The 25,829-nt window shown below is 65.7% G+C and carries 31 protein-coding genes, 1 tRNA gene and 1 other RNA gene; 12 read left to right on the top strand and 21 right to left on the bottom strand.

The window, feature by feature from the left end; all coding sequences use genetic code 11:
* From pdhA to eno, 3 genes are all read right to left on the bottom strand, one after another.
* A complete protein-coding gene (gene pdhA, locus HDC29_RS07365) occupies window positions 1–1,071 on the bottom strand; it encodes a pyruvate dehydrogenase (acetyl-transferring) E1 component subunit alpha (protein ID WP_179495789.1) in 1,071 nt (356 codons plus the stop codon).
* A gap of 140 nt (window positions 1,072–1,211) precedes the next feature.
* Complete coding sequence (locus tag HDC29_RS07360) at window positions 1,212–1,538, bottom strand: septum formation initiator family protein (RefSeq protein ID WP_179495788.1); 327 nt, start codon at window positions 1,536–1,538, stop codon at window positions 1,212–1,214.
* 69 nt (window positions 1,539–1,607) lie between these two features.
* Window positions 1,608–2,882 (bottom strand): phosphopyruvate hydratase, encoded by a 1,275-nt coding sequence (gene eno, locus HDC29_RS07355; RefSeq protein WP_179495787.1) that lies wholly within the window; start codon window positions 2,880–2,882, stop codon window positions 1,608–1,610.
* A gap of 199 nt (window positions 2,883–3,081) precedes the next feature.
* On the opposite strand from eno, the gene HDC29_RS07350 reads away from it, so the two are divergent.
* The 5 genes from HDC29_RS07350 to HDC29_RS07330 all read left to right on the top strand — a co-directional run bounded on the left by HDC29_RS07350 (window position 3,082) and on the right by HDC29_RS07330 (window position 5,113).
* Window positions 3,082–3,630, top strand: a complete 549-nt coding sequence (locus HDC29_RS07350; protein WP_257018093.1) for a hypothetical protein — start codon at window positions 3,082–3,084, stop codon at window positions 3,628–3,630.
* A gap of 7 nt (window positions 3,631–3,637) precedes the next feature.
* The gene (locus HDC29_RS07345; RefSeq protein ID WP_179495786.1) at window positions 3,638–4,099 is read left to right on the top strand and encodes a phage holin family protein; all 462 of its coding nucleotides are present in this window, start codon (window positions 3,638–3,640) and stop codon (window positions 4,097–4,099) included.
* On the top strand, window positions 4,092–4,472 hold the full coding sequence (locus tag HDC29_RS07340; RefSeq protein ID WP_257018092.1) for a hypothetical protein: 381 nt from the start codon (window positions 4,092–4,094) through the stop codon (window positions 4,470–4,472). The genes HDC29_RS07345 and HDC29_RS07340 overlap by 8 nt, the downstream gene beginning before the upstream one ends.
* A complete protein-coding gene (locus HDC29_RS07335) occupies window positions 4,453–4,815 on the top strand; it encodes a hypothetical protein (protein ID WP_257018091.1) in 363 nt (120 codons plus the stop codon). Before HDC29_RS07340 ends, HDC29_RS07335 begins: the two co-directional genes overlap by 20 nt.
* 82 nt (window positions 4,816–4,897) lie before the next feature.
* The gene (locus HDC29_RS07330) at window positions 4,898–5,113 is read left to right on the top strand and encodes a DUF4170 domain-containing protein (RefSeq protein ID WP_168953058.1); all 216 of its coding nucleotides are present in this window, start codon (window positions 4,898–4,900) and stop codon (window positions 5,111–5,113) included.
* 117 nt (window positions 5,114–5,230) lie between these two features.
* Here HDC29_RS07330 and HDC29_RS07325 read toward each other — a convergent pair whose 3' ends face one another.
* The 3 genes from HDC29_RS07325 to HDC29_RS07315 form a co-directional block, all read right to left on the bottom strand.
* Entirely contained in the window at window positions 5,231–5,509 is a 279-nt protein-coding gene (locus tag HDC29_RS07325; protein ID WP_179495783.1) for an ETC complex I subunit, read from the bottom strand.
* Window positions 5,510–5,577: 68 nt separating this feature from the next.
* Complete coding sequence (gene hrpB, locus HDC29_RS07320; RefSeq protein ID WP_179495781.1) at window positions 5,578–8,043, bottom strand: ATP-dependent helicase HrpB; 2,466 nt, start codon at window positions 8,041–8,043, stop codon at window positions 5,578–5,580.
* A gap of 25 nt (window positions 8,044–8,068) precedes the next feature.
* Window positions 8,069–9,082: a polyprenyl synthetase family protein gene (locus HDC29_RS07315; RefSeq protein ID WP_179495779.1), complete on the bottom strand. Its 1,014-nt coding sequence runs from the start codon at window positions 9,080–9,082 to the stop codon at window positions 8,069–8,071.
* A 108-nt stretch (window positions 9,083–9,190) separates the two neighbouring features.
* On the opposite strand from HDC29_RS07315, the gene HDC29_RS07310 reads away from it, so the two are divergent.
* Together HDC29_RS07310 and HDC29_RS07305 are read left to right on the top strand one after the other, a co-directional pair.
* Entirely contained in the window at window positions 9,191–9,478 is a 288-nt protein-coding gene (locus HDC29_RS07310; RefSeq protein WP_179495777.1) for a chorismate mutase, read from the top strand.
* Window positions 9,475–10,170: a glutathione S-transferase N-terminal domain-containing protein gene (locus HDC29_RS07305; protein ID WP_179495775.1), complete on the top strand. Its 696-nt coding sequence runs from the start codon at window positions 9,475–9,477 to the stop codon at window positions 10,168–10,170. The genes HDC29_RS07310 and HDC29_RS07305 overlap by 4 nt, the downstream gene beginning before the upstream one ends.
* A 157-nt stretch (window positions 10,171–10,327) precedes the next feature.
* Here the strand turns inward: HDC29_RS07305 and HDC29_RS07300 are convergent, their stop codons facing one another.
* The 11 genes from HDC29_RS07300 to HDC29_RS07250 form a co-directional block, all read right to left on the bottom strand.
* The gene (locus HDC29_RS07300) at window positions 10,328–11,632 is read right to left on the bottom strand and encodes a HAMP domain-containing sensor histidine kinase (RefSeq protein WP_179497330.1); all 1,305 of its coding nucleotides are present in this window, start codon (window positions 11,630–11,632) and stop codon (window positions 10,328–10,330) included.
* Window positions 11,633–11,737: 105 nt separating this feature from the next.
* On the bottom strand, window positions 11,738–12,400 hold the full coding sequence (locus HDC29_RS07295) for a response regulator transcription factor (RefSeq protein ID WP_037557905.1): 663 nt from the start codon (window positions 12,398–12,400) through the stop codon (window positions 11,738–11,740).
* A 116-nt stretch (window positions 12,401–12,516) separates the two neighbouring features.
* Window positions 12,517–12,825, bottom strand: coding sequence for a PepSY domain-containing protein (locus tag HDC29_RS07290; protein ID WP_179495773.1), 309 nt, complete (start codon window positions 12,823–12,825; stop codon window positions 12,517–12,519).
* Between the two features lie 87 nt (window positions 12,826–12,912).
* A tRNA-Val gene (locus HDC29_RS07285) sits at window positions 12,913–12,987 on the bottom strand.
* Between the two features lie 161 nt (window positions 12,988–13,148).
* Window positions 13,149–13,421 carry an HU family DNA-binding protein gene (locus HDC29_RS07280; protein WP_037510426.1) on the bottom strand — a complete coding sequence of 91 codons (273 nt, stop codon included), beginning with the start codon at window positions 13,419–13,421 and terminating at the stop codon, window positions 13,149–13,151.
* Between the two features lie 168 nt (window positions 13,422–13,589).
* On the bottom strand, window positions 13,590–15,986 hold the full coding sequence (gene lon, locus HDC29_RS07275) for an endopeptidase La (RefSeq protein WP_179495771.1): 2,397 nt from the start codon (window positions 15,984–15,986) through the stop codon (window positions 13,590–13,592).
* A 124-nt stretch (window positions 15,987–16,110) separates the two neighbouring features.
* Window positions 16,111–16,446 carry a YbaB/EbfC family nucleoid-associated protein gene (locus HDC29_RS07270; protein WP_058803723.1) on the bottom strand — a complete coding sequence of 112 codons (336 nt, stop codon included), beginning with the start codon at window positions 16,444–16,446 and terminating at the stop codon, window positions 16,111–16,113.
* Complete coding sequence (locus tag HDC29_RS07265) at window positions 16,443–18,107, bottom strand: DNA polymerase III subunit gamma/tau (RefSeq protein ID WP_257018219.1); 1,665 nt, start codon at window positions 18,105–18,107, stop codon at window positions 16,443–16,445. The genes HDC29_RS07270 and HDC29_RS07265 overlap by 4 nt, the downstream gene beginning before the upstream one ends.
* Before the next feature lie 82 nt (window positions 18,108–18,189).
* An RNA gene (gene ffs, locus HDC29_RS07260) (signal recognition particle sRNA small type) lies at window positions 18,190–18,287 on the bottom strand.
* A 128-nt stretch (window positions 18,288–18,415) separates the two neighbouring features.
* Entirely contained in the window at window positions 18,416–18,976 is a 561-nt protein-coding gene (locus tag HDC29_RS07255) for a peroxiredoxin (protein ID WP_179495767.1), read from the bottom strand.
* A gap of 152 nt (window positions 18,977–19,128) precedes the next feature.
* The gene (locus HDC29_RS07250) at window positions 19,129–19,506 is read right to left on the bottom strand and encodes a glycine zipper 2TM domain-containing protein (protein WP_179495765.1); all 378 of its coding nucleotides are present in this window, start codon (window positions 19,504–19,506) and stop codon (window positions 19,129–19,131) included.
* Window positions 19,507–19,671: 165 nt separating this feature from the next.
* Here HDC29_RS07250 and HDC29_RS07245 point away from each other — a divergent pair, with 165 nt between their 5' ends.
* Both HDC29_RS07245 and HDC29_RS07240 read left to right on the top strand, forming a co-directional pair.
* On the top strand, window positions 19,672–20,514 hold the full coding sequence (locus tag HDC29_RS07245; RefSeq protein ID WP_179495762.1) for a TauD/TfdA family dioxygenase: 843 nt from the start codon (window positions 19,672–19,674) through the stop codon (window positions 20,512–20,514).
* Between the two features lie 51 nt (window positions 20,515–20,565).
* The gene (locus HDC29_RS07240; RefSeq protein ID WP_179495760.1) at window positions 20,566–21,027 is read left to right on the top strand and encodes a host attachment family protein; all 462 of its coding nucleotides are present in this window, start codon (window positions 20,566–20,568) and stop codon (window positions 21,025–21,027) included.
* On the opposite strand, the gene HDC29_RS07235 is transcribed toward HDC29_RS07240, so the two are convergent.
* On the bottom strand, window positions 21,028–21,693 hold the full coding sequence (locus HDC29_RS07235; RefSeq protein WP_179495758.1) for a lysoplasmalogenase family protein: 666 nt from the start codon (window positions 21,691–21,693) through the stop codon (window positions 21,028–21,030).
* Window positions 21,694–21,771: 78 nt separating this feature from the next.
* On the opposite strand from HDC29_RS07235, the gene trmFO reads away from it, so the two are divergent.
* Window positions 21,772–23,118, top strand: coding sequence for a methylenetetrahydrofolate--tRNA-(uracil(54)-C(5))-methyltransferase (FADH(2)-oxidizing) TrmFO (gene trmFO / locus HDC29_RS07230; RefSeq protein ID WP_179495757.1), 1,347 nt, complete (start codon window positions 21,772–21,774; stop codon window positions 23,116–23,118).
* Between the two features lie 76 nt (window positions 23,119–23,194).
* Here trmFO and HDC29_RS07225 read toward each other — a convergent pair whose 3' ends face one another.
* Window positions 23,195–23,662, bottom strand: coding sequence for a hypothetical protein (locus HDC29_RS07225; protein ID WP_179495754.1), 468 nt, complete (start codon window positions 23,660–23,662; stop codon window positions 23,195–23,197).
* 132 nt (window positions 23,663–23,794) lie between these two features.
* Between HDC29_RS07225 and HDC29_RS07220 the strand changes: the two genes are divergently transcribed.
* Both HDC29_RS07220 and HDC29_RS07215 read left to right on the top strand, forming a co-directional pair.
* Window positions 23,795–24,700 (top strand): hydrogen peroxide-inducible genes activator, encoded by a 906-nt coding sequence (locus HDC29_RS07220; RefSeq protein WP_179495752.1) that lies wholly within the window; start codon window positions 23,795–23,797, stop codon window positions 24,698–24,700.
* Window positions 24,701–24,768: 68 nt separating this feature from the next.
* On the top strand, window positions 24,769–25,080 hold the full coding sequence (locus tag HDC29_RS07215) for a hypothetical protein (RefSeq protein WP_179495750.1): 312 nt from the start codon (window positions 24,769–24,771) through the stop codon (window positions 25,078–25,080).
* Between the two features lie 46 nt (window positions 25,081–25,126).
* Here HDC29_RS07215 and HDC29_RS07210 read toward each other — a convergent pair whose 3' ends face one another.
* Together HDC29_RS07210 and HDC29_RS07205 are read right to left on the bottom strand one after the other, a co-directional pair.
* Window positions 25,127–25,567, bottom strand: coding sequence for a molybdenum cofactor biosynthesis protein MoaE (locus HDC29_RS07210; protein ID WP_179495748.1), 441 nt, complete (start codon window positions 25,565–25,567; stop codon window positions 25,127–25,129).
* Window positions 25,564–25,821: a MoaD/ThiS family protein gene (locus HDC29_RS07205; RefSeq protein ID WP_179495746.1), complete on the bottom strand. Its 258-nt coding sequence runs from the start codon at window positions 25,819–25,821 to the stop codon at window positions 25,564–25,566. Before HDC29_RS07205 ends, HDC29_RS07210 begins: the two co-directional genes overlap by 4 nt.
* Between the last annotated feature and the right edge of the window lie 8 nt (window positions 25,822–25,829).

Genomic DNA, 25,829 nt, shown 5'->3' with positions numbered 1-25,829 from the left:
TCAATATTGCTCCACCAGCACGTCGGTATAAAGTTCGGAAAGTTCGGGTTCGGGCGCGCTTTCGGCGAAGTCGGCCGATTCCGCAACGACCTGGCGAATCTCCTTGTCGATATCCTTGATCTTGTCCTCGCTGACACCGGCGTCGGTCATCAATTTCTTGAGGTGCTCGATCGCGTCCGACTTGTCGCGCACCGCCTGCACTTCCTCGCGGCTGCGATATTTGGCGGGGTCGGACATCGAGTGACCGCGATAGCGATAGGTCTTGAGCTCCATGAGCACGGGGCCCTTGCCCGCGCGCACCCATTCGAGCGCCGCTTCGGCCGCGCCGCGCACCGCGAGCACGTCCATGCCGTCGACCTGCATGCCGGGGATGCGGAAGCTTTCGCCGCGACGATAGAGCTGGTCCTCGGCCGACGCGCGGTTGACCGAGGTGCCCATCGCATACTGGTTGTTCTCGATCACGAAGATGATCGGCAGCTTCCACAGCTCGGCCATGTTGAAGCTTTCATAGACCTGGCCCTGGTTCGCGGCGCCATCGCCGAAATAGGCCATCGCCACCCCGCCATCGCCGCGATATTTGTGCGCGAAGGCAAGGCCGGTGCCGAGCGACACCTGCGCGCCGACGATACCGTGGCCGCCATAGAATTTATGCTCGACGCTGAACATGTGCATCGAGCCGCCCTTGCCCTTCGAGATGCCGGCCTGGCGTCCCGTGAGCTCGGCCATGATCACCTTGGGATCGATGCCATAGGCGAGCATATGGCCGTGGTCGCGGTAGCCCGTGATCACGCTGTCCTTGTCGCCGTCGAGCGCCGACTGCAAGCCGACCGCAACGGCTTCCTGGCCGATGTAGAGGTGGCAGAAACCGCCGATCAGTCCGAGACCGTAGAGCTGCCCCGCCTTTTCCTCGAAGCGGCGGATCAGCAGCATTTCGCGGTAGAATTTCTCGAGTTCCTCCGGCGTCGCGTCATAGGGCGCGGGGTCGCGGGGCATCTCGCGATTGGTCGCGGGGGCCGGGGTGGAGGCGGTCTTTTTCGGCGCGGGGGAGGTGCGCGCAGGTGCTTTGGCCAAGACGGGTTCCTTTGCATTTAGCCGTTACGGCAAGGCTCCCTATAGGAGAGCGGCGCCGCACTTGGCAACGCCCACCATGGCAGGGGACGGCACCAACCTACGTATGCAGCATAAACGCGGCTAAGCCGCCGAAAAGAGCCTCAGCGCTTCGCCTCGGGTTCCATCGGAATGATCACCTCGTCGGGGTGATAGGCGCCCAGTTTCTCGCGCACATATTCCTCGGCAAGGTCGGGGTCGACGCGCCGCCGGTCGAGCAGGTTGACGCGGTTCTGAAGCTCGTTCTGCTTCCTCGTCAGCTCGCTCAATATGACGCGCTTCTTTTCGACCGACTGGCCGTAATCGCCCCAGGCATAAAGCCCGGTCGGACCGAAGATGATGTAGCCGATCATCGCCAGCACGACCATCACCGCAATGGCCGGGCCGGTGGCCCGGCTCATCGATTTGCGGAATTTGTGGCGCTGCGTCATTCCGGCCCTTGAATCAGAGTTGATTCGTGGCGTCAAGCCGTCAGCACGCAGTTTTCCTCAGCTTTGCGATCAGCCGAAAATCGACGCGCCCGGATAGCGCGCCATGTCGCCCAGCTCTTCCTCGATGCGGATCAGCTGGTTGTACTTCGCCAGCCGGTCCGAACGCGCGAGGCTGCCGGTCTTGATCTGGCCGCAGTTGGTCGCGACCGCGAGGTCGGCGATCGTCGAATCCTCGGTCTCGCCCGAGCGGTGCGACATCACTGCCGTATAGCGCGCGCGGTGCGCCATATCGACCGCGTCGAGCGTTTCACTGAGCGTGCCGATCTGGTTGACCTTGACGAGCAGCGAGTTGGCGAGACCGTCCTTGATCCCCTGCTCGAGGCGCAGCGGGTTGGTGACGAACAGGTCGTCGCCGACGAGCTGGCACTTGTCGCCGACGAGGTCGGTAAGCGCCTTCCAGCCCGTAAAGTCGTCCTCGCCCATCCCGTCCTCGATCGACTTGATCGGGTAATCCTTGACGAGCGCGGCAAGATATTCGGCCATCTGCTCGGGGCTCAGCGAAAGCCCCTCGCCGCTGATCTCATATTTGCCGTTCTTGAAAAACTCGGTCGCGGCGCAATCGAGCGCGAGCACGACGTCGGTGCCGAGCTTGAAGCCGGCCTGATCGACCGACGCGGCGATGAAATCCAATGCGGCGCGGGTCGAAGCGAGGTTCGGGGCGAAACCGCCCTCGTCGCCGACCGCGGTGGCAAGGCCCTTCGCCGACAGGCCCTTCTTCAGCGTGTGAAAGATTTCGCTGCCCCAGCGCACCGCTTCGGCGATGCTGCCGGCGCCGACGGGCATGATCATGAATTCCTGCACGTCGATCGGATTGTCGGCATGTTCGCCGCCGTTGATGATGTTCATCATCGGCACGGGAAGCGTGCGCGCGGACACGCCGCCGACATAGCGATAGAGCGGCAGACCGCGCGCGTCCGCTGCCGCTTTTGCGGCGGCGAGGCTGACGCCGAGGATCGCGTTGGCGCCGAGGCGGCTCTTGTTCGCGGTGCCGTCGAGGTCGATCATCGCCATGTCGAGTTCGCGCTGGTCCTCGGCATCAAGGCCGATCAGCGCCTCGGCGATGTCGCCGTTGACCGCCGCCACGGCTTTCGTCACGCCCTTGCCAAGATAGCGGCCCTTGTCGCCATCGCGCAGTTCGACCGCTTCGTGCGCGCCGGTCGAGGCGCCCGAGGGCACCGCCGCGCGGCCGAAGCTGCCGTCTTCCAGAAGGACATCGACTTCGACGGTCGGATTGCCGCGGCTGTCGAGGATTTCGCGGCCGTGGATGTCGATGATGGCGGTCATGAAAATCGTCCTGCTGGCGGCCGGAAACTGGCCGATGGAGAAAGGCGCCCGCCTGTTATCGGCAGGGTGACGTTAGTGCAACCGCTGCATAGGAATTTTGCGCGGGGATGGAACCATTAGGCGCGCCTTGCTATATATCTAGCAGGACCAAGAGAGGTTGCCCGCCCGCGCGGCGCCCGACACGACAGAAGAGGACTAAATGATGGCCAAAGCCGCTACTCCCGCGACGAAGAAAGCCGCAGCTCCCCGTCCCAAGGCACCCGCGAAGCCGGCAGCCACCAAGGCCGCGCCCGCCCGCAAGCCCGCCACCGTGAAGGCCGCCAAGGACCATCCGATCCGCGACCAGCTCGCCGCGACGCGCGAGACCATCAAATCCGAAGCCTCCAAGAAGGCGGCGTCGCTGAAGCAGGAAGCGACGACGCTCAAGAACCAGGCCTCGACTAAGGCGCGCGACGCCGCGACCAAGGGCAAGGACAAGGCGGCCGAAGCCGTCGGCAGCCTCGCCAAGTTGCTCGAGGACAGCGCCGGCACCGTCGACAGCAAATTCGGCAAGCAATATGGCGACTATGCCCGATCGGCGGCTTCGACCGTCGCCGGCCTCGCCACCACACTCGACAAGAAGGATCTCGACGAGCTCGCCGCATCGACCCGCGACATGGTCAAGAAGAACCCTGCGATCGCCGTCGGCGCTGCCACGATGATCGGCTTCGTGCTCGCCCGCATGCTCAAGGGCAACTCCAACGATTGACAGGACCTTGGCATCTTCCGATCCAAACATCCCGTCGCCCGATGAGCATCGCTTTGACGGCATAAGTCACGGCTATGCGCCGGATGGACGCCCCGTTGCGCCGCCTCCCGTTCCGCTGGAAAAGATTGTCGGCGATGTCGTCGACAATCTCTCGGCGACGGCGAAGGCAGAGCTTGCCCTGCTCGAGGCACGCGGCGAACTGGCGCTGCATGGAACGACATGGACCGCAGCATGGGGCACGATCGCCGCATGCGCCTTGGGCATCGCGATGCTGGCACTCGCCTTTGGCGCAATCCTCGCGCTCGCACCACATGTCGGGCCGTTCGCCGCGACCTTGATCGTGGTGGCCGTTCTGCTGGTCGTGGCGGGCTTCGCCGGCTGGCGCGCCCATCGCAGCTATGGCGACATTCGGACCGCGCTCCGTCGCGACCTGACCAATGAGGGGATCGACGATGGCGCGGATGCGTAATCGCCTGATCGCGGCGGCGCGACGCTCGATGCTCCAGCGCGGCGAACTGTACCGGCGGCTCGACGTCGCGAAAGCCGCGCTCCGACCCGCCGCGCTCGTCGATCGCGGCAAATATCGCATCGGCGAAAAGGTCGATGACGCCGCGCATGCGGTGCAGCAGCAATTTCGCGACAACCGCCTGCCGATCGCGATCGCCGCCGCGGCGGGCCTCGCGTGGATGCTGCGCGAGCCGATCAGGGAACATGCGCCGCGCCTGGTGAAGAAGATCCAGGACCTGGCGACAGACGTCGCCGATCATTTTCGCTCTGCCGATGAACCGGCGGACGAGAATGACATCGAAAATGTGGAGGAAGATGATGAAGCCGTTCGGTGAAACCGCGCGCGAAACGCGTGCAAAAGCGAGTGAACTTGCGGAGAAAACCGCCGAAAACGCGCGCCTGACCGCCGAAGCGGCGAAGGCACGCATCCAGGACGGCTATGGCCGTGCCCGCGCTGCGACCGAGGAATTCGCTGCAAAGGCTGGCGAACAGGCCGGCATCGCGCGCGAAGCCGCCGGCGAAGCGTATGAAAAGGGCAAGGTTCAGGCCAAGCGTGCGAACAGCAAGCTGAAGGACGTAGCCGAAAAGCAGCCGCTCGCGCTCGTCGCCGGGGCCGTCGCGATCGGCGCCCTTCTCGGTTCGCTGCTGCCCAAGGGCGTTCGCAAGGACGAGGAGTGAGCTGTACTTGCCGTTAGGGCAAAGCACTGGTAGGGCGCGCGCCATTCTCCCCTCCCCGCGCTAACCCGCAAGGAAAGCAGCCATGAGCAAATTGCACCTCGTGTTCGGCGGACGCGTCAGCGATCCGCAGGGTCTCGATTTCGTCGACCTCGCCAACCTCGATGTCGTCGGCCTCTATCCCGACTATAAATCGGCCGAAAAGGCGTGGCGCAGCGCCGCACAGCGCACGGTCGACGATGCCGAAATGAAATATGTCGTCGTCCATCTGCACAAGCTGTTGCAGCCGGACGCCGAGTAACCAATCCCGTCATTGCGAGAAGCGCAGCGACGCGGCAATCCAGAGTAGCTTAAACCGCCCTGGATTGCTTCCCCCGTCTTTCGCCGGGGTCGTAATGACGAAGCTTTTGCCTAAAACTTAGCGGAAATTGTCGGCGTAGGCCTGAATTTTCAGGCGGCGCTCGGGGGTCGGCATCACCTCGACCTCGATCCCGTTCTTTTGAGCATAAGCGACCGCCGCTTCGCGGCTCGCAAAACCCAGGCGCAGCTGGCGCTGCGTATCGCCGCTACCCGCCCAGCCCATCAGCGGGTCGGCCTTGCGCGCTTCGGCAGGCGCGAATTCCAGCATCCAGCGCTGCGTCCCGGCGCGGCCCGACTGCATGGCATTCTTGGGCTTCTGGAAGATACGCGCTTTCATCGGGGTCGTCCTGTCAACTGGTGCCTGTGCCGCCGCCTTAGCGGCAAGCGGCGTCCGCGAAAAGGGGCCTATTGCGCATCGCGCCGCGCCTGCGCCGCTTTGGTGAGCAGGGTCGGGCGCGCCGCCGCGGGATCGTCGGGCCAGCTATGCTTGGGATAGCGCCCGCGCATCTCGCGCGCGACATCGTGCCAGCTCCCGCTCCAGAAGGATTCGATGTCGCGCGTCGTCTGGATCGGCCGGTGCGCGGGCGAGGTGAGCGCAAGGACCAGCGGCACCGGCGGGTCACCGACCGCCGGATGGCGCGCGAGCCCGAAAAGTTCCTGCACGCGCACGCTGACCGTCGGCCCGCCATCGGCGCCATAGTCGATCGGGTGCCGGCTGCCCGCCGGGGTCGCATAATCGGCGGGGGCATGTTTTTCGAGCAATTTCCGGGCGGGCCAGTCGAGCAGGCCCATCAGCGCGTCGGCGAGCCTGCGGTCGCCGATGTCGCGCAGTCCGCGGCAGCCGGCGAGCAACGGTTCGAGCCAGATTTCGAGGCTATCGCCGAGCGCGCTGGTCGACAGCGCATCGAGCCCGGCGAAGGATGCCCGCTGGCGCAGCGCCTGCGACACCGGCCCCCAGCCGATCAGCCCGAGCCCCTTGCCCCGCACCGCTTCCATCCGCACCGCAACATCGTCCTCGGCATTTTCGCCGCGGCCCGCCTGCCCGCTCGTCAGCGCGATCGCGCCGAGCCGCCGCTCGCGGCGATGATCGACGCGGTCGTTCGCGGCGTCATAGCTGCTCGCCGAATGCTGGACGATGCGATCGGCGAACAGCGCCTCGACCTCGGCCCCCGCGATCGGCGCCGCGGATAGGATACGCACCCCCGCCGCATGTCCCTGCGCATCGGCTATCGCGAGCCATTCGCTGCCCGCAAGCGGATCGACCGGGTCGATGCGATAGGCGCGGCCGCCGACGCTCAGATATTCGCCGCGCTGTCCCGCGCGCTGCCGCGCGACGCGGTCGGGCCATGCGGTCGCGATCCAGCCGCCGATCGAGCGCGGCAGCATGTCGCCCGCCCCCGACGCCAGTTTCTCGCCGATCGTTGCGAACCGCCGCGCAAGGCGCCACGCGCCCTCCGAGCGTTCATTGCGCTGCCCGCGCCAGCGCCCAAGCCGCGCCTCGACATCGACCCCGCGGCCGCCGAGTCCGGGCTCGGTGAGCAGTACCGCGAGCCGACCGGCCATCTCGCCCTCGCCCGCACGCGCCGCGTCGAGCAGCATGTGCGCGAGCGGCACCGGCAGCGGGATCGCGGCGAGTGCCTTGCCGTGCGCGGTGATCCGGCCATCGTCGGCGAGCGCGCCGATCGCCTGCAACCGCGTCTTCGCTTCGGCAATCGCGGCGGGTGACGGCGGGTCGAGCCAGCCCAATTGGCGCGGATCGACGATCCCCCAGCTCGCGCAGTCGAGCACCACCGGCATCAGGTCATTCTCGTGGATTTCGGGCGGATCGAACGGCGGCATGCCCGCGGTCGCCGCCGCTTCCCACAGGCGATAGGCGACGCCCGGCCCCTGCCGCGCCGCGCGGCCCGCGCGCTGCGTCGCCGACGCCTGGCTCGCGCGTTCGGTCACGAGGCGGGCGATGCCGGCCGCCTTGTCGAAGCGCGGGCGCCGCGACAGGCCGGCGTCGATGACGATGCGCACGCCGTCGATCGTCAGGCTGGTTTCGGCGATGCTCGTCGCGAGGATCAACTTGCGCCGCCCCTCCTCATCGCGGAGGAGCGCCTTGCGCTGGAGCGCCGGATCGATCTGGCCGTGGAGGCGATGGAGGGCGAGCGGCAGGCGTGCGTCCTCGACCGCCGTCGCCGCGCGTTCGATGTCGGCCGCGCCGGGCAGGAAGGCGAGGATGTCGCCTTCGGCTTCGTCGGCGAGCGCCTGCCGCACCGCCGCGAGCACCGACGCTTCGAGCCGGTCTTCGGCGCGCCGGCCGATATGGCGGAGATCGAGCGGCCAGATCTTGCCTTCGCTCTTCACCACCGGCGCATTGCCCAGCAAGGCCCCGAAACGCGCGCCGTCGAGCGTTGCCGACATGGCAACGATGCGGAGGTCGTCGCGGAGCCCCTGCTGCGCGTCGATCGCCAGCGCCAGCGCGAAATCGCCGTCGAGACTGCGTTCGTGGACCTCGTCGAACAAGACCGCCGACACGCCCTGAAGCTCCGGGTCGGCGAGGATGCGGTTGCGGAAGAGCCCCGGCGTCATCACCAGCAGCCGCGTCGCCGCCGACTGCTTGCTGTCGAGCCGCGTCGCATAGCCGACGCGCCCGCCGACCGCCTCGCCCATCTCCTCGGCGATCCGTTCGGCCGCACCGCGCGCCGCGAGGCGGCGCGGCGAGAGCAGCCACACCGCCCCCGTGCACCAAGGCTGGTCGAGCAGCGCGGGGGCGACACGCGTCGTCTTGCCTGCGCCCGGCGGCGCGACGACGACGGCGTTGGGCTTGAGCACCAGCGCCGCCATGATATCGGGCAGCACGGCATCGATCGGCAGCGAAACGGTCATCGGATCGCTTCTGTCCCCGGAACGCTCAATAAGCGCGCGCGACCGCGAATGCGACCGCTTCGGTCAGCGCCGATTTCGCCTGGCTGGCGCGGAAGCCGCCGATCGCGTCAACCGCGCGCTGTCCATAATGACGCGCGCGTGCGAGCGTGTCGATGATCGTATCATGTTTGTGGAGCAGCGACGTCGCGTAGGCGAGATCTTCATCCGAGGTCCGGTGGCCGACGATCGCCTGCTTCCAGAATTCACGTTCCTCGGCACTGCCGCGGGCGTATGCGAGGATGACAGGCAAGGTGACCTTGCCGTCGCGAAAATCGTCGCCGACGCCCTTCCCCATCGTTTCGGCGTCCGAAACATAATCGATCGCATCGTCGACGAGCTGGAAGGCTATGCCGAGATTGCGCCCATAAGCGTCGAGCGCGGCTTCGGTCGCCTCGTCGCGCTCGGCAACCACCGCGGCGATCTTGCACGCGGCGGCGAACAGTTCGGCGGTCTTCGCGTTGATGATTGCGAGATACTGATCCTCGCTCGTCTCGATCCGTCGCTGCGCCGAGAGCTGGTTGACCTCGCCCTCGGCGATCACCGCCGACGCGCGCGACAGGATCTTGAGCACCTTGAGCGAACCGTCCTCGACCATCACCTCGAACGCGCGGCTGAACAGGAAGTCGCCGACGAGCACCGAGGCGCTGTTGCCCCAGATCATGTTCGCGGTCTTGCGGCCGCGACGCAGGTCCGACTTGTCGACGACATCGTCGTGGAGCAGGGTCGCAGTGTGGATGAACTCGACCGCTGCGGCGAGCTTGCAATGCCGCCGCCCCGGATAGTCGAGCAGCTTGCCGCACGCCAATGTCAGCATCGGGCGCATCCGCTTGCCGCCGCCTGCGATCAGATGCCCCGCAAGTTCGGGGATCAATGGCACTTCGGACTGCATCCGGTCGAGAATGACCGAATTCACCTCGTTCATGTCGGCGGCGACGAGCGCCATCATCGGGTCGAGCGAGGGCGGACGGTCGCCGTGCAGCTGGTGGATTTCGGCAGTCATGACGGGGCGACCCTTGGCTGGAGGGCCACAAATTTGCAACGACTTTCGGCTTGCATGACGCCCCCCGCCGGTGCCAAGCGTGCCGGAGCTAAGAGGAGCCGCGTACCCATGGACGATCAGCTGAGCCGTTACCGTCAGAGCATCGACAATATCGACGCGGCGCTCGTCTATATGCTCGCCGAGCGGTTCAAGGTGACCAAGGCGGTCGGCGAACTGAAGGCACGCGAAGGCCTGCCCCCCGCCGACCCCGGCCGCGAGGAGCGCCAGATCGAACGGCTGCGTGCGCTGGCCCGCGACGCCGACCTCGACCCCGATTTCACCGAGAAGTTCCTGCGCTTCATCATCGACGAGGTGATCCGCCATCACCAGCAGGCAAAGCGCGAGCAGAGCGCATGACCCTCGATCACCCGATCTTCGCGCGCTGGCCCGCACAGCATCCGGACCGGCTCCAGCTTTTTTCGGCGCCGACGCCGAACGGCGTGAAGGTGGGGATCATGCTCGAAGAGACGGGCCTTCCCTATGAACCGCACCGGATCGATATCATGGCGAACGAAAGCCATGACCCGGCGTTCCTCGCGCTCAATCCGAACGGCAAGATCCCGGCGATCTACGACCCCGCGGGGCCCGGCGGAAAGCCGCTCGCCCTGTTCGAATCGGGCGCGATCCTGATCTATCTCGCCGACAAGAGCGGACGGTTCCTTTCGGCCGATCCCGCGATGCGTTATGAGACGATCCAGTGGGTGATGTGGCAGATGGGCGGCGTCGGCCCGATGTTCGGCCAGCTCGGCTTCTTCCACAAATTCGCCGGCCGTGAATATGAGGACAAGCGCCCGCGCGACCGCTACGCGGCCGAATCGGCGCGGTTGCTCGGCGTGCTCGACGCGCGGCTCGAGGACCTGGCATGGATCATGGGCGATGATTACAGCATCGCCGACATCTCCCTGCTCGGCTGGGTTCGCAACCTGATCGGTTTTTACGAAGCACGCGAGATCGTCGGGTTCGATCGCTTTGCGCATGTCCAGCGCTGGCTGGATGCGGGGCTCGCACGGTCAGGCGTGCAGCGCGGATTGGACGTGACGGCGGCCTGACGTCGGGTTTCGACCTAAGGCTGCCCGATCTATCATCGTCATCCCGGACTTGATCCGGGATCCATGGACGCAACGGTAGCTGTGGACCCCGGATCAAGTCCGGGGTGACGAAGGTGAGTTACGCACCGTCCGCTCCCCACCCCAAAGCAACCGGCCCCTACCCCGCCGGTAGCCGCAGCCGGACGAGCAATCCGCCCAGATCCTCGCTCTCTTCCAGCACAATATTGCCACCGTAAATCTCCGCGACGTCGCGCACGATCGCAAGTCCGAGTCCGGTGCCGGGCTTGCCGCTGTCGAGCCGCACGCCGCGGTCGAAGATTCGCGACCGGTCGGCGGGCGAGATGCCGGCGCCATCGTCCTCGACCAGTATCTCGGCCATATCGCCTGCGCGCCCGATCGTGACGAAGATGCTGCCGCCGCCATATTTCGCGGCATTTTCGAGCAGATTGCCGATGAGTTCGTCGAGGTCCTGCCGCTCGACGCGCGCGATGAGGTCCTTGTCACCCGCGGCATCGAGCCGCACGTCGGGGTAGAGCGCGGCGACCGCGCGCGAGACGCTTTCGACGCTGTCGCGCACCACCGCGCGCGCCTGCGCCGCGCCGCGTCGTCCGACGGCGCGCGCGCGCGCAAGGTGATGGTCGACCTGCCGCTGCATCGTCGCCGCCTCACGCCGCACCGTTTCGGCAAGCTCGCTATTCGAACTGGTTGCGCTGTTGACGAGGACGGTGAGCGGCGTCTTCAGCGCGTGGGCGAGGTTGCCTGCGTGAAGCCGCGCCTCCTCGGCCTGTTTCTCGTTATGCGCGAGCAGCGCGTTGAGTTCGTCGACCATGGGCTGCACCTCAAGCGGCAGGGGCGCATCGACCCGGCGGTTCTGCCCGCCGCGCATCGCCGCGATCGCGCGGCGGATATGGCGCAGCGGCCAGAGGCCGTAGAAGGTCTGGAGCGCCGCGAGGATGATGAGGCCGAGCCCGAGCAGCGCGAGGCTGGGGATCAGCGTCTGCCGGACCGCGCTGACCTGTGCATCGAGCGCCTCGCGCGACTGCGCGATCTGGTACCGCCAGTTGGTCCTGCTTCCCGGCAGGATGACATTGCGTTCGAGCACCCGCAATTCCTCGTCGGGAAACTGGTTGCTGTCATAGGTGTGGATCTGGTTATCGATATGCGGCGCCGGCGCCTTCAGCGTCCGTTCCCACAGCGAACGCGAGCGATAGGGTTCCTGGTTGCCGCCGCTGATCTGCCAATAGAGGCCGCTGTACGGTTCGAGGAAACGCTGGTCGCCGAGCGGCTCGATCAGCCGCACCTCGCCGTCGGGCCCGATCTCCGACGAGCGGATCATCGCGATCAGCACATATTCGAGGCCTGAATCGAAATTGCGCGTGATCGCGGTCTTCAGCACCTGATCGAGCGCAAAACCGCCGCCGATCAGCAGCACCGAAATCCAGAGCGCCGCAATCGCGATCATGCGCCGCGCCAGCGAGCCCGTGATCCGGTTCGGCGTGGCTAGGGGCTTGGTTGCCGCGTCCGGGCCGGTTTCGACCGCCGGGGCGACGTCGGCCTTTGACATGGTCTATTGCGGATCGTCGAGTTGGTAGCCCAGCCCGCGGATCGTCGTGATGATATCGGCGCCGAGCTTTTTGCGAATGCGCGTGACGAACACCTCGATCGTATTCGAATCGCGGTCGAAATCCTGATCGTAGATATGCTCGATCAGTTCGGTGCGCGACACGACCTTGCCCTTGTGGTGGAGCAGATAGGACAGCAATTTATATTCCTGCGCGGTCAGCTTCACCGGCTCTCCGGCGAGCGTGACGCGGCCCGACCGCGTGTCGAGGCGAACGTCGCCCGCGATCAACTCGCTCGACGCGTTGCCCGAAGCGCGGCGGATCAGCGCGCGCAGCCGCGCGATCAATTCCTCGGTCTGGAAGGGCTTTGCCAGATAGTCGTCGGCACCCGCATCCAGCCCGGCCACCTTGTCGGACCAGCTGTCGCGCGCGGTCAGGACGAGCACCGGAAAATTCCGCTTTTCGCGGCGCCAGCGGTCGAGCACGGTCAGCCCGTCGATTTCGGGGAGGCCGAGATCGAGGATCGCCGCGTCATAGGTTTCGGTCGAACCCAGGAAATGCCCGTCCTCGCCATCGGTCGCGAGATCGACGGCATAACCCGCCCCCTCCAGCGTCGCCTTGAGCTGCGGGCCCAGCGTGGGTTCGTCCTCGACAATCAAAATCCGCATTCAGGCGCCTTTCCTTTGCGAAACCGAACAGGACGGCCGCATGTTTCGACTGTGTATCAAGTCCGAACGTTCATCGCAAAATCTCGTTGCGACGAAACGTGCGGGCTCTGGAATTGTCAGGGTTTGCGGCCGACGATCCGGCCGGTGCGGGCATCGACATAGACGACGACGACCTGGCTGCCGTCCATGAACTTGAGCTTGTAGATCATCCGCCCGGCATCGAACTGCGGTCCGCCAAGATAGGTCATGTCGTCATAGGGCGGGCGCGAACGGATGTCGGCGATCAGCTTGCCCAGCGGCACCACCTGTCCCTGTGCGGCCGCCTGACGCAGATGGTCCTGGTCGCGATCGCCGCGGGCGATCGCGGGCGACCCTGCCGACAGGAGCAGGGCGGAGATCATCGAAAGGGTCAGGGTGCGGGTCATGGCCGTTTCTCTAACGCGAAAGCATTGAATAGGCGATGAATGGGCGGGTCAGCCCCGGTATTGGTTCCGCCACGGCCCGTGGGGCCATGGTGGGCGCGACAGGGATTGAACCTGTGACCCCACCCGTGTGAAGGGTGTGCTCTACCGCTGAGCTACGCGCCCGTTCCGACCTGAACCGGGGTCCAAGCTTCGAAAGCCGGACGTCCATAGCCGCTGCGGCGATGATTGCAACGGGCATTTGCTCGATCTTCACGCACAAATACAAATCGGGCCGCAGCTTGCGCCGCGGCCCGAGATGTTTTTACCAAAAGGCGCGGGCCAACTTAGTTGACGGCGTCCTTGAGGGCCTTGCCGGCCTTGAACTTCGGCTGGTTCGACGCCGCGATGGTCATCGTTTCGCCGGTGCGCGGGTTGCGACCGGTCGATGCCTTGCGCTTGCTGACCGCGAAGGTGCCGAAGCCGACGAGACGGACTTCGCCGCCCTTCTTCAGCGAACCCGTGATCGCGTCGAAGACGGCTTCCACGGCCTTGCTGGCATCACCCTTGGTCAGGCCGCTCGAATCGGCGACGGCGGCGATCAGGTCTTGTTTGTTCATGCCTAAGGAACCCCTGCATTATGGTTGAATGATTCTCATGGCCCGAAGCCATGGCGCGCCACTAACGATGTTTGCCCCTGTCTTGTCAAAGCAAAAAAGGGCGAAAAACGTCCCAAAACATCGATTTTGCGACGAATTTGGGGTGAAACGCCATCAAGCGGCGGCCCCTTAGTGCCGAATCGCCGTTTCGGGGTCGCTTCCAGGGTGTACCGGCGGCGACGCGGCGAGCTCGTCGGCCTCGGTCCATTCGATGGGCACGACCGGCGACACCAGCGCCTCGGCCAGCACCTGATCGACATGGCTGACGGGGATGATCTTCAGCCCGCTCGTGATATTCGCCGGGATTTCAACGAGGTCCTTTTCATTTTCCTCGGGGATCAGCACCGTCTTGATGCCACCGCGCAGCGCGGCGAGCAGCTTTTCCTTGAGGCCCCCGATCGCGAGCACGCGCCCGCGTAGCGTGACTTCGCCGGTCATCGCGACATCGCGGCGGACCGCGATCCCGGTCAGCGTCGAGATCATCGCTGTGACCATGCCGACGCCCGCCGACGGGCCGTCCTTGGGCACCGCGCCTTCGGGCAAATGGATGTGGATGTCCTTGCGCGCGAACAGGCTGGGCTTGATGCCATAGGCGGGCGCGCGCGCCTTCACGAACGACAGCGCCGCCTGAACCGACTCGGTCATTACTTCGCCGAGCTTGCCGGTGGTGCGCACCTGGCCCTTGCCCGACGCGGTGACCGCCTCGATCGTCAGCAATTCGCCGCCGACCTCGGTCCACGCGAGCCCGGTGACAGCACCGACCTGATCCTCGAGGTCGCCCATGCCGTGGCGGAACTTGCGCACGCCCGCGAATTCAGAGAGGTTTTCCGGCGTAACAGTGACGCTGGTCGCCTTGCCTTCGAGGATACGGCGCAGCGCCTTGCGCGCCAGCCGCGCAATCTCGCGCTCGAGCGTACGAACGCCCGCTTCGCGGGTGTAATAGCGGATCAGGTCGCGCAGTCCCTCTTCGGTCAGCTCGAACTCGCCGTCTTTCAGGCCGTGTGCCTCGACCTGCTTGGCGATCAGGTGAAGCTTGGCGATCTCGACCTTCTCGTCCTCGGTATAGCCTTCGAGCCGGATGATCTCCATGCGGTCGAGCAGCGGCTGCGGCAGGTTGAGCGAGTTGGCCGTGGTCACGAACATCACGTCCGACAGATCGACGTCGACCTCCAGATAATGATCCTGGAACTTGCCATTCTGTTCTGGGTCGAGCACCTCGAGCAGCGCCGAGGCGGGATCGCCGCGGAAATCCTGGCCAAGCTTGTCGATTTCGTCGAGCAGGAACAGCGGGTTCATCGTGCCGGCCTTTTTGAGGTTGGTCACGATCTTGCCCGGCAGCGAGCCAATGTAGGTACGGCGGTGGCCGCGGATTTCGGCCTCGTCACGCACGCCGCCCAGCGACTGGCGCACGAATTCGCGGCCCGTCGCCTTCGCGATGCTGCGGCCGAGCGAGGTCTTGCCGACGCCCGGAGGGCCGACGAGGCAAAGGATCGGGCCCTTCAGCTTGTTGGTGCGCGCCTGCACGGCGAGATATTCGACGATCCGGTCCTTGACCTTTTCGAGCGCATAATGGTCGTCGTCGAGGACAGCCTGCGCCTTGGCGATATCCTTTTTGAGCTTCGACTTCTTGCCCCACGGCAGGCCGATCAGCGTGTCGAGATAGTTGCGCACGACGGTGGCTTCGGCCGACATCGGCGCCATCGCGCGCAGCTTCTTGAGCTCCGCCTGCGCCTTCGCCTTGGCTTCCTTCGACATTTTGAGGCTGTCGATCTTGAGCTGCAACTCGGCGAGGTCGTCGCCGCCCTCGCCATTGTCGTTGCCGAGCTCGCGCTGGATCGCCTTCAACTGTTCGTTGAGATAATATTCGCGCTGGCTCTTTTCCATCTGGCGCTTCACGCGGCCGCGGATCTTCTTTTCGACCTGCAGCACGCCAAGCTCGCCCTCCATGAAGGCGAAAACCATTTCGAGCCGCTTCGACGGCGCATCCTCGACGAGCAAGGCCTGCTTGTCCGAGACCTTGATGTTGAGATTGCCCGCAACCGAATCGGCGAGACGCGAGGCGTCCTCGATCTGCGACAGCTGCACCGCGGTTTCGGCGGGCATCTTCTTGTTGAGCTTGGCGTAATTTTCGAACTGGTCGACGACGGAGCGCATCAGCGCGGCGGTGTCGACGCTGTCGTCGGCGGTGTCGGCGATCGGCTTGACGCTCGCCATCACGGCCTTGTCTTCGGTGGCGAGGCCGAGCAGCTTCGCGCGCTCCTTGCCCTCGACCAGCACGCGGACGGTGCCGTCGGGCAGCTTCAGCAGCTGAAGCACCGTCGCGATCACGCCGACGTCGTAGAGATCGTCGCGCTGCGGATCGTCTTCGCCCGGATCGAGCTGGGCGACGAGGAAGATTTCCTTGTCGCTTTCCATCGCGGCTTCGAGCGCGGCGACCGAACGGTCGCGGCCGACGAACAGCGGCACGATCATGTGCGGGAAAACGACGATGTCACGCAGCGGAAGAAGGGGATAAGATTGCGTCATTACGGCTCCTGGACGGGCCCCGCGACCGGGCGCACCGCCCTTCTTATAGGTGGTTCGTCGCTAATATGGCGTAACTTCGCACGCATTCAATGTCGCTGCGCTGAACAGCGTGGTCAAAGCCCGCTCAGAACGGCAGCTTGAAACCCGGGGGGAGCGGCAGGCCGCTTGTCATCTTGCCCATTTCTTCGTTGCTCGCGGCATCGGCCTTTTCGCGCGCGTCGTTGAACGCGGCGGCAAGCAAATCCTCGAGCATCTGCTTGTCGGCGGGAACGATCAGGCTGTCATCGATGTGGATCGCCTTGATGCGGCCTTTGGCGGTCGCGGTGATCTTGACGAGCCCGCCGCCCGAGACGCCTTCGACCTCGACGCTGTCGAGCTTCGCCTGCGCCTCCTGCATCTGAGCCTGCACGGTGGCGGCCGCCTCCTGCGCCGCCTTCATCATTTCTTCGATCGATTTCATGGGTTCGACCTATGGCGGTTGTCGTCGTCCTCGACAAGCCTTGCATCGGGAAAAGCGGCCAGGGCGGCCTTTACGACGGGCAATTCGCGAATCCGCGCGTCATTGTCGGCGAGCTTCGCAGCCTTCATTTGCCCGAGACTCGGGCGCGCATCGCCTTCGCCGACGCGAACCTGCCAGCGGCTTCCCGTCTCCTTGAGCAGCACCTCGCCCAGCTTGCGCGCAAAATCGCCGTCGAGCGCGGGCGCCGGCGCATAAACGATCAAGCCGGGTTCGAGTTCGAGAAGCTGGAGATGATCATAAACTTGCAGCGCAAGCTGATGATTACCCGAGCTTTCGAGAAGCTGATGGATCTGCGCGATCGTCAGCGCCGAAGCGGGGGTTTCGGCTGCTGGCGCGTCGACCGGCGGCGCGGCGGCGGTGTCGCCCTGCGCCGCGGGCGCTGCGGGAGCGACCATCGGCGTCGTCGGCAGGCCACCCTTTTCGAGCAGCTTCGCAAGCTCGCCCGGATCGGGCATCGACGCGGCATAGATGACGCGCAGCAGCAGCATTTCGAGATGTTCGAGCGGGTTGTTCGCGCGCAGCACCTCGTCATGCCCCTTGAGCAAGAGCTGCCAGAGGCGGTTCAACGGCGCAAAACCGAGTTTCTGCGCCCAGTCGCCGATGCGTTCGCGATCCGATGCGGCGAGCGCGGGGTCGTCGTGGCGCGATACCTTGGCAAGCGTGATCGCATGGGTCAGGTCCATGAGGCCGCGCACCATCGCGACGGGCTCGATCCCGAGCGCATATTGCGCCCGCGCCAAGTCGATCGCGCCGCCCGCGTCACCATCGAGGATCGTCGCCATCAACTGCGCGATCGAACTGCGGTCGGAGAGGCCGAGCATGACGCGCACCTGATCGGCGCTGATCTTGCCGCCGCCGTCGAGGTCGGCGTGCGCGATCGCCTGATCGAGAATCGACAGGCCGTCGCGCACCGAGCCTTCGGCGGCATTGGCGATCAGCCAGATCGCGGGCGCCTCGGCCTCGACGCCCTCTTTCTGCAAAATCGAGCTGAAATGCGCGAACAGCATGTCGGGGGTGATGCGGCGAAGGTCGAAGCGCTGGCAGCGCGACAGCACCGTTACCGGCACCTTGTTGACCTCGGTCGTCGCGAACAGGAATTTGACGTGCGGCGGCGGTTCTTCGAGCGTTTTCAGCAGCGCATTGAAGGCATTACGCGACAACATATGCACTTCGTCGATGATGTAGATCTTGTAGCGCGCGGACACTGCGGCATAGCGCACCGCCTCGATGATCTCGCGCACATCGTCGACGCCGGTGTTCGAGGCGGCGTCCATCTCGATCACATCGATATGGCGCCCCTCGGTGATCGCGCGGCACGGTTCGCACACCCCGCACGGGTCGATCGTCGGCCCGCCCTGCCCGTCGGGACCGATACAGTTCAATGCCTTGGCGATCAGGCGCGCGGTCGATGTCTTGCCGACCCCGCGCACCCCGGTCATCAGGAAAGCATGCGCCAGCCGGTCGCGCGCGATTGCATTGCCGAGCGTGCGGACCATCGCATCCTGACCGATCAGTTCGGCGAAGGTTTGCGGGCGATATTTGCGGGCGAGAACGCGGTAAGGGCCGCTCGATGCCTGCGGCGTCACCTCGGGCAAGTCCATTCCCAGCATCGGGGTATCGTCGTCGGCGGAATCATCCATGGCCCCGTCTTAGGGGCGCGCCGCTGTCTTGTCGAAGGGGGAAATGGGTGGGAGCCGGAACGACCCGCAGCGAATTCGTTGCGGCTGCTTCCTTCCGGACCTGACCGGGTTGGCGAAGACTGCGTCCGCCCGACTCCCGCGGCGCATATGGCGGCAGACGAGTCCAAATGCAAGATCGACGCGATCAACCGCCAAGATGCCGGCTTGGGGTGGGAAGCGGACACGGCAAATAGATGAAAGAGAGGCCGTTTCCGATCGTATCGGGACGCTCAGCGCCGCCGCGCCTTCCACGCACGGACCGCCGCCATCGTCTTTTCGACATGGGCCTGCGGCTTGCTGTCGGTGTAGCTGAGCAGGATCGTCCCGTTCGGCGCGATGACATAGGATGTCCGGTTCGACAACATCGACCCGTCGGGGCGCTGCATCGTCGAATCATATTTCGCCGCGACCTTCGCGCCCGGGTCGGCGGCGACGGCGAATTTGTCGCGGCATTCGGATTTCGAAAATTCGGCGACGCGCTCGATATTGCCCGCGGTCACGCCGACGACGCGCGCGCCCAGCCTGTTGAAATCGTCGCTCGCCTCGGCGAACAGATGCGCCTCCATCGTGCAGCCGGGGGTGAAGGCGGCGGGGAAGAAATAGAGCACGACCGGCCCCTTCTTCAGCGTCTGCTTCAGCGACAGGCTGAACGGCTTGCCCCCCTGCGCGGCGTTCAGCGTAAAATCGGGCGCCTTCGCGCCTTGCTTGAGCGCGGCGATGCCCTGCGGCGCGATAACGGCCAGCGACAGGCCCAGGCCGGCCGCCACCGCGAATTTTGCCGGGAATTTCATCAGCGGCCTCCACACGAACGGCGGGACTATTTTCCGCCGGGAGCCATTCTACTGCCTTATTCGCATACCGCAATCGCCCGACCGGCTGGCGCGCGCCGCCACGACCCCTCGGGTCCCTGCGGCGCACGCCAGCCGGCGGTGGTCATCGCCGATCAGCAGCGGCGGCCGCCGCGATCGATCTCGCGGCCGAGCAGCGCGCCCGCGGCGCCGCCGATGATCGTGCCGGGCAGGCGGTCGCCATAACGGTCGACCTCGCGGCCTAGCAGGGCGCCTGCGGCACCCCCGACGATCAGGCCGGTGGTTCCGCTGCCGCGCCGGCAATAATAGCGGCGGTCCCCGCGATAATGGTTGCGCCGGTAATCGCGGCGATGGTCGCGGCGATAGTCGCGCCGGTAATCGCGGTAATCGCCGCGGTCGCCATAATAGCCATGGCGGTGGTGCCGGTCGCGCGCCTCCGCCTCGGCGGGCAATGCCGCTACGGTGCTGGCGCCGATCAACGCCGCCAACGCCAGTTTCTTGAACAGGACCATCTGTCTTCTCCGTCTTGTCCCCCGCGGATCAGATTAGGGCCGCAAAGATGGCGCCCCGCTGAACTGCCGTTACCCCGGCGTGCCGCGCGCATCGGTTCGGCGATCTTTCGGGGCGTTCCGTCGCCCCCGATTGACCCCGCGCGCCGATCGGCGCAGCATCGCGCCATGACGCTCACCATCACTCCCAGCGGCCAGGCGTGCGGCGCGCGTGTCACCGGCGTCGACCTGACGCGGCCGCTCGATCCCGACACCGTCGCCGAAATTCGCTCGGCGTGGCTCGACCATCATGTCCTCGCCTTTCCGAACCAGAAAATGAACGACGACGACCTCGAGCGCTTCACCTTTTCTTTCGGCGGCTTCGGCGATGATCCGTTCATCCGGCCGATCCCGGGCCGCGAGCACATCATCGCGGTGAAGCGCGGAGCCCACGAGACCGCGCCGCTCTTCGCCGAAAACTGGCACAGCGACTGGAGCTTTCAGGCCCGCCCGCCTGCGGGCACGTGCCTTTTCGGCATCACCATCCCGGCCGTGGGCGGCAACACCGAATTTTCGAATCAGCACGCCGCGCTCGACGCGATGCCCGTCGATCTCCGCGCTCGCGTCGAGGAGTTGCAGGCGATCCACAGCGCGCGTGCAGGCTATGCGCCGCAGGGGATGTACGGCGCGAAAGACAAGAATCGCAGCATGGATATCCGCTCGGGGGACGAGGCGCTCGAAACGCAGCTTCATCCCTTCATCCGCGCGCATCCCGAGACCGGCCGCCTCGGCCTGTTCGGCTGCGCGGGCTACATCATCGGTTTCGACGGGCTCGACGACGACGAAGCCCTGCCCTTGCTCTACGAACTCATCCAGTGGCAGGGGCGCGAGGAGTTTCGCTATACGCACGTCTGGGAACCCGACATGCTCGTGATGTGGGACAATCGCTCGGTCCTTCATCGCGCGACCGGCGGCTATGACGGCCACGACCGCCTGCTCCACCGCACGACGATCGCGGCGTGCGACGGATAGCGAAACTTCGCACCGGACCCGCGCGTTGCTCCCGAAGAAGGAGCAAGAAACATGACTCTTCCCAACAACACCCTCGTCCTCGTCGCCGATGGCCGCAAGGCGCTGTTCCTGCGCAATCAGGGTGACGAGCAACAGATCGACCTGCGCACGGCCTCGCACCGGGAGCGCGAGGATCGCAAGGATAGCGACATCAAGACCGACGCCGCGGGCCGATCGAGCCGTCCGGCCGGTGCCGGGGGCTTTCAGGATACGATGGAGGAACCCGATTTCCACCAGCAGGAAGAGGATCGCTTCGCGCGCGAGCTGGCGGAAAAGGTCAATGCGATGGCGCTCGCCGGCAAGTTCGACGCGCTCGTGGTGATCGCGCCCGCGCGCACGATGGGCGAACTTCGCCCGCTCTGGCACAAGGAGGTCGGCGCGCGCCTCGTCGGCGAGCATGTCAAGGAGATGACCGACCGCCCGATCCCCGATATCGAGGCGTTGCTCGTCGGCGAGGCCGCGCCGCCTTCCTGATCAGGCGCGCGCTTCCTTGGCGAGCGTGCCCACCACGCCCCACGCGATCAGCGCCTGTCCCGCGAAATAGAGCGGCCAGACGAGCCACATGGTGACATCCTTGCCCAGCACCCCGCCCTCGCCCGCGAAGATGAACAGGTCGCTCGCGAGAAACAGCATCGCGCCGATGCCGGTACGATAGCGCGGAAAGCGGCTGGTCCATGCCGCAGCCGCCATCGCCGCGACGAACAGCGAATAGACGGCGGCGTGCCACCAGCCAGCCGCGGGGCTCAGCATGCCCCAGACAATCGCGAGCGTTGCGGGCATCGTCAGCCAGCCGAGCAGGCGCTGCGACGGCGTCGTCTGCGTTCGCCGGTTCATCAGATACAGGGCGATGGCGACGACATGCCCCACCGCAAAGGCCGCCGCACCCGCGACAAGCCCCTTCGCATCGAGCAGATAATCGCCAAGCGCGCCGAACGCGAGGGCCGCCGCGATCAGCCCGCCGTGCCTCTCGCGCGCGTTCGCTGCAGCCCACAGCGCCAGAAAACCGACCCCCGTCGTCTTCCAGGCCCAGATCGCCGGCCCGTCGAGCCGCTGCACCACCGCGAGCATGAAACTGACGCCCCCGGCCAGCGCCAGCAGCCAAAGCCAGCGCGCGCGATCCCAGCCCCGTTCCCCCGTCATAAACCGCCGCCCCTTTGCATCTTGCGTCCAACCGGACTAGTGCGCGCCGAACGAACGGCAAGTCAACGGACACGGTAAATGACGCACGACATTCACATCATCGGCGGCGGCCTCGCGGGTTCCGAAGCCACATGGCAACTCGCCGAGGCCGGCTATCGCGTGCGCCTGTCCGAAATGCGCGGCGGCGGCGACATGACCCCGGCGCATCAGGGCGACACGCTCGCCGAGATGGTCTGCTCGAACAGCTTTCGCAGCGACGACGGCGACAGCAATGCGGTCGGTCTCCTCCACCGCGAGATGCGGGAGCTGGGCTCGATCATCATGCGCGAAGCCGACGCGACGAAAGTTCCCGCCGGATCGGCTCTCGCGGTCGACCGCGACCTCTTCTCGGGCGGCGTGACCAGGGCGCTGGCGGAGCATCCCAACGTCACCATCGTCCGCGAACGCATCGACACGCTGCCGAACGAGGGCCCGACCATCGTTGCCACCGGCCCGCTCACCGCCGCATCGCTGGCGGAAAGCATCGGCGTCGCGACCGGAAAGGACGCGCTCGCCTTTTTCGATGCGATCGCCCCGATCGTTTATCGCGACAGCGTCGACATGGATATCGCCTGGATGGCGAGCCGCTGGGACAAGGTCGGGCCGATCGGCGACGGCAAGGATTACATCAACTGCCCGATGGACAAGGAGCAGTATTACGCCTTCGTCCAGGGGCTGATCGACGGCGACAAGACCGACTTCAAGGACTGGGAAAAGGACACCCCCTATTTCGAGGGCTGCATGCCGATCGAGGTGATGGCCGAGCGCGGCGTCGAAACGCTGCGCTTCGGTCCGATGAAGGGCGTCGGGCTCGACAATCCGCGCACCGGACGCTGGCCCTATGCGGTCGTCCAGCTGCGGCAGGATAATGCGCTCGGCACGCTCTGGAACATGGTCGGATTCCAGACCAAGCTCAAACATTCGGCGCAAGTCGAGCTGTTCCGCACCATTCCGGGGCTCGAAAAGGCCGAATTCGCGCGCCTCGGCGGCCTCCATCGCAACAGCTTCATCCGTTCACCCGAGCTGCTCGACGATCAGCTTCGCCTCAAATCGGCGCCGCATATCCGCTTTGCGGGTCAGATCACCGGCTGCGAAGGCTATGTCGAAAGCGCCGCGATCGGCCTCGTCGCCGCGCGCTTTGCCGCCGCAGAGCTGGGCGGCCGGAGCTTGCTCCCGCCACCGCCCGAAACCGCTCTGGGCGCGCTGCTCGGCCACATCACCGGCGGCGCCGACGCCGCATCCTACCAGCCGATGAACGTCAATTTCGGCCTCTTCCCACCGCTGGCGGAAGATGTCCGCAAGAAGGATCGGAAGCTCGGTTATACGCAGCGCGCCGGGACGAAGCTCGCGGAGTGGATCAAGCAGGCCGAAGGTGTGGCAGCCTGACCCGATGTGATCCCCGGCGAAAGCCTGGTTTCATACCCATGGGCCCCGGCTTTCGCCGGAGATCACCAACCTCGGATCAACAGCTGCACTTCGCTTTCACCGACCGCTTCGGCGCCGTCGTCGCGAACTCGGCGCGGGTCAAATCGCCCGACTTGTCGTTATCGGCTCCGGCGAAGCGATCGCCGGTCGCCACCGCCCATTCCTCGAAAGTCAGCAGATTATTGCCGTCCCGGTCGAGCTTGCGAAACGCCGCGGTGCGCGACGACATCAGCTCGACGCGGCTGATCCTGTCATTGCGGTCGCGGTCGAAGCGGTTGAACCGCCGCTCCTCGCGCGAAGCTTCCTTTGCGGCGGGCAGCGCGGGCGGCGCGGGCCCCCGTTTCGGCGCATTCGCCGCCGCCACGGGAATGGCGGGCAAGGCCGGGGGCGGGTCCGGCAGCACCTCCACTTCGGCGACCTGCGTATAGCCCTTCCACATGAACAGCCCGCCGGTGAGGAGCAGCGCGCTCGCAACGCCGCCGATCAGGAACCGCGAAACCGCCATACGCATCTCCCCCGTTACCGCCCCCTCGCTATCACGGCGCCTTCGGCGCGCCAACAAACGCCGCCATAATGGTTACGAATTATAATCGAAAGGCCCTCTCGAAATTGCTCGAATGATTGCTACATTCGATCAATGCAAAATTACCTCCCCTCGCTGAAGCAGATGCAATATCTCGTCGCGCTCCACGAGCATGGGCATTTCGGCCGCGCCGCCGACGCCTGCAACGTCACCCAGTCGACCTTGTCCGCCGGCATTCGCGAGCTCGAAACCCTGCTCGGCCAGACGCTCGTCGAGCGCACCCGCCGCGTCGTCCGCTTCACCGTGCTCGGCAACGCCATTGTCGAAAAGGCGCACCGCGTGCTCCGCGAGGCCGAGGAACTCGCCGATATGGCGGCCGCCGCCTCGGCTCCGCTCGTCGGCGAGCTGCGGATGAGCGTCATCCCGACGATCGCGCCCTTTCTCCTCCCAGGCCTGCTTCCGCGCCTTCGCAAGGAACGCCCCGCGCTGAAGCTGTTCCTGCGCGAAGAACCGAGCGCGCAGGCGTGCGAGTCGCTGCACCACGGCACCGTCGATTGCGTGCTGCTCGCGCTCCCCTATGCGTGCGGCGATGTCGAGAGCGAGAAATTGTTCGATGACGCGCTGTTCGTCGCCTTTCCCGGCGACCAGAGCGAAGACCTGCCCGCGATGGTCAGCGCCGACCAGCTCGACCCCGCGCAGATGCTGATGCTCGAAGACGGGCATTGCCTGAAGGACCATGTCCTCGCCGCGTGCAACCGCCCCGAGCTGCGCGCGGGCGCACGCATGATGGGCACGTCGCTCCACACGCTCGTGCAGATGGTCGATAACGGCCTCGGCATCACGATGTTGCCGCAAATGGCGATCGAGGCGGGCATCCTCGATCACACCGACATCGATACGCGCCCGCTCGACTCGGAGCACGACTGGCGCACGATCGCGCTCGTCTGGCGCAAGGGCAGCCCGCGCGCCGAGGAGTTCCGCATGCTCGCGGACATTTTCAGGAAGCATCAGGCGAATTAGCCGTCCGTTTCATCGGCAGGAAACGACCGATTGCGGACATTGCCAGATAGCTGCATATACGCCAGATCATGACAACCGAACCTTGGCAAACAAGGGCGCCGGATCTCATTGCCGACGTGCTCATTTATCCAACCGAGGAGGGCGGAAGAGCAACTGCCATCCAGCCCGGCTATGGTTGCCCCTGCTTCACTGAAAAGCAGACCCGCGTTGGAGGTTGGGATGCCCGGCTCCAACTGGGCGATCAGCCTTTAGAGCTGGGAATCAAGCGGCAAGTGGGCTTCGTATTTCTCTCGTCCGAAGGTGCGGAGAAGATGCGTCGCGCACGTAGATTTTATCTGTGGGAGGGTCGCTTCATCGGTGAGGCGTTGGTCACGGACTGACGGCCGCTTCCCACCCCATATCGGCCGTCCGCTTTCGCCCGATCAGTCAATCCCACCGCTCCGCCCGCGTCTGATCCGTATCACGCTCCTCGACCCACCGAACGCGCCCGTCGGCAAAGCTCTCGCGCTTCCACAGCATCACGTCGGTCTTCAGCCGGTCGATCAGAAACTCGACCGCCGCGAGCGCCTCGGCGCGATGCGGGCTGCTGGCGAGCACGAGCACGATCGTCTCGCCCGACGCCATCGCGCCGACGCGGTGGATCAGCGTCAGTGCCGACAGTTTCCAGCGATCGGACGCTGCGTGAGCGAGCGCGGCGAGCCCCGCTTCGGTCATGTGCGGATGATGCTCGAGGAACAGCTCGGTCAGCCCGTCGCCGCCGCGGACCCGGCCGACAAAACTCGCGCTCGCGCCATGCTCCCCCGCATCGTGCACATCGAATTCGGCGGACACATCGATTGGCGCCGATTGCACGGACACGCGGATCATCCGCCGGTGACCGGCGGAAACAGTGCCACCTCGCGCGCGTCCAACAGCGGAGCGTCGGCGCCGATCATTACGCCGTCGATCGCGGCGCGGATGCGGTGCGGCTCGGCAAACGCCAGCGCGCCGCGCTCGTCGCGCGCGGCCAGCCATCCGATCAGCGCGCCGACGTCGCCGATGCCCGCCGGCACGTCGACCACTTCATCGGCCACCCCCATCCGTTCGCGGACCCACGAAAAATAGGCTATGTTCAGCGCCATCGGCCCGG

Source organism: Sphingopyxis sp. JAI108 (genome assembly GCF_013410105.1).
In the GTDB taxonomy this organism is placed as follows: Bacteria; Pseudomonadota; Alphaproteobacteria; order Sphingomonadales; family Sphingomonadaceae; genus Sphingopyxis; species Sphingopyxis chilensis.
Note: the sequence above shows the minus strand (reverse complement) of the source record. Positions and strands in the feature narration are given on the sequence as shown.

Coding starts and splice junctions, on each gene's coding strand:
- HDC29_RS07360 (WP_179495788.1), bottom strand. CDS start 1,538: ATGACGCAGCGCCACAAATTCCGCAAATCGATGAGCCGGGCCACCGGC.
- eno (WP_179495787.1), bottom strand. CDS start 2,882: ATGACCGCCATCATCGACATCCACGGCCGCGAAATCCTCGACAGCCGC.
- HDC29_RS07350 (WP_257018093.1), top strand. CDS start 3,082: ATGATGGCCAAAGCCGCTACTCCCGCGACGAAGAAAGCCGCAGCTCCC.
- HDC29_RS07340 (WP_257018092.1), top strand. CDS start 4,092: ATGCGTAATCGCCTGATCGCGGCGGCGCGACGCTCGATGCTCCAGCGC.
- HDC29_RS07335 (WP_257018091.1), top strand. CDS start 4,453: ATGATGAAGCCGTTCGGTGAAACCGCGCGCGAAACGCGTGCAAAAGCG.
- HDC29_RS07330 (WP_168953058.1), top strand. CDS start 4,898: ATGAGCAAATTGCACCTCGTGTTCGGCGGACGCGTCAGCGATCCGCAG.
- HDC29_RS07325 (WP_179495783.1), bottom strand. CDS start 5,509: ATGAAAGCGCGTATCTTCCAGAAGCCCAAGAATGCCATGCAGTCGGGC.
- hrpB (WP_179495781.1), bottom strand. CDS start 8,043: ATGACCGTTTCGCTGCCGATCGATGCCGTGCTGCCCGATATCATGGCG.
- HDC29_RS07315 (WP_179495779.1), bottom strand. CDS start 9,082: ATGACTGCCGAAATCCACCAGCTGCACGGCGACCGTCCGCCCTCGCTC.
- HDC29_RS07310 (WP_179495777.1), top strand. CDS start 9,191: ATGGACGATCAGCTGAGCCGTTACCGTCAGAGCATCGACAATATCGAC.
- HDC29_RS07305 (WP_179495775.1), top strand. CDS start 9,475: ATGACCCTCGATCACCCGATCTTCGCGCGCTGGCCCGCACAGCATCCG.
- HDC29_RS07300 (WP_179497330.1), bottom strand. CDS start 11,632: ATGATCGCGATTGCGGCGCTCTGGATTTCGGTGCTGCTGATCGGCGGC.
- HDC29_RS07295 (WP_037557905.1), bottom strand. CDS start 12,400: ATGCGGATTTTGATTGTCGAGGACGAACCCACGCTGGGCCCGCAGCTC.
- HDC29_RS07290 (WP_179495773.1), bottom strand. CDS start 12,825: ATGACCCGCACCCTGACCCTTTCGATGATCTCCGCCCTGCTCCTGTCG.
- HDC29_RS07280 (WP_037510426.1), bottom strand. CDS start 13,421: ATGAACAAACAAGACCTGATCGCCGCCGTCGCCGATTCGAGCGGCCTG.
- lon (WP_179495771.1), bottom strand. CDS start 15,986: ATGACGCAATCTTATCCCCTTCTTCCGCTGCGTGACATCGTCGTTTTC.
- HDC29_RS07270 (WP_058803723.1), bottom strand. CDS start 16,446: ATGAAATCGATCGAAGAAATGATGAAGGCGGCGCAGGAGGCGGCCGCC.
- HDC29_RS07265 (WP_257018219.1), bottom strand. CDS start 18,107: ATGGACTTGCCCGAGGTGACGCCGCAGGCATCGAGCGGCCCTTACCGC.
- HDC29_RS07255 (WP_179495767.1), bottom strand. CDS start 18,976: ATGAAATTCCCGGCAAAATTCGCGGTGGCGGCCGGCCTGGGCCTGTCG.
- HDC29_RS07250 (WP_179495765.1), bottom strand. CDS start 19,506: ATGGTCCTGTTCAAGAAACTGGCGTTGGCGGCGTTGATCGGCGCCAGC.
- HDC29_RS07245 (WP_179495762.1), top strand. CDS start 19,672: ATGACGCTCACCATCACTCCCAGCGGCCAGGCGTGCGGCGCGCGTGTC.
- HDC29_RS07240 (WP_179495760.1), top strand. CDS start 20,566: ATGACTCTTCCCAACAACACCCTCGTCCTCGTCGCCGATGGCCGCAAG.
- HDC29_RS07235 (WP_179495758.1), bottom strand. CDS start 21,693: ATGACGGGGGAACGGGGCTGGGATCGCGCGCGCTGGCTTTGGCTGCTG.
- trmFO (WP_179495757.1), top strand. CDS start 21,772: ATGACGCACGACATTCACATCATCGGCGGCGGCCTCGCGGGTTCCGAA.
- HDC29_RS07225 (WP_179495754.1), bottom strand. CDS start 23,662: ATGGCGGTTTCGCGGTTCCTGATCGGCGGCGTTGCGAGCGCGCTGCTC.
- HDC29_RS07220 (WP_179495752.1), top strand. CDS start 23,795: ATGCAAAATTACCTCCCCTCGCTGAAGCAGATGCAATATCTCGTCGCG.
- HDC29_RS07215 (WP_179495750.1), top strand. CDS start 24,769: ATGACAACCGAACCTTGGCAAACAAGGGCGCCGGATCTCATTGCCGAC.
- HDC29_RS07210 (WP_179495748.1), bottom strand. CDS start 25,567: ATGATCCGCGTGTCCGTGCAATCGGCGCCAATCGATGTGTCCGCCGAA.
- HDC29_RS07205 (WP_179495746.1), bottom strand. CDS start 25,821: ATGGCGCTGAACATAGCCTATTTTTCGTGGGTCCGCGAACGGATGGGG.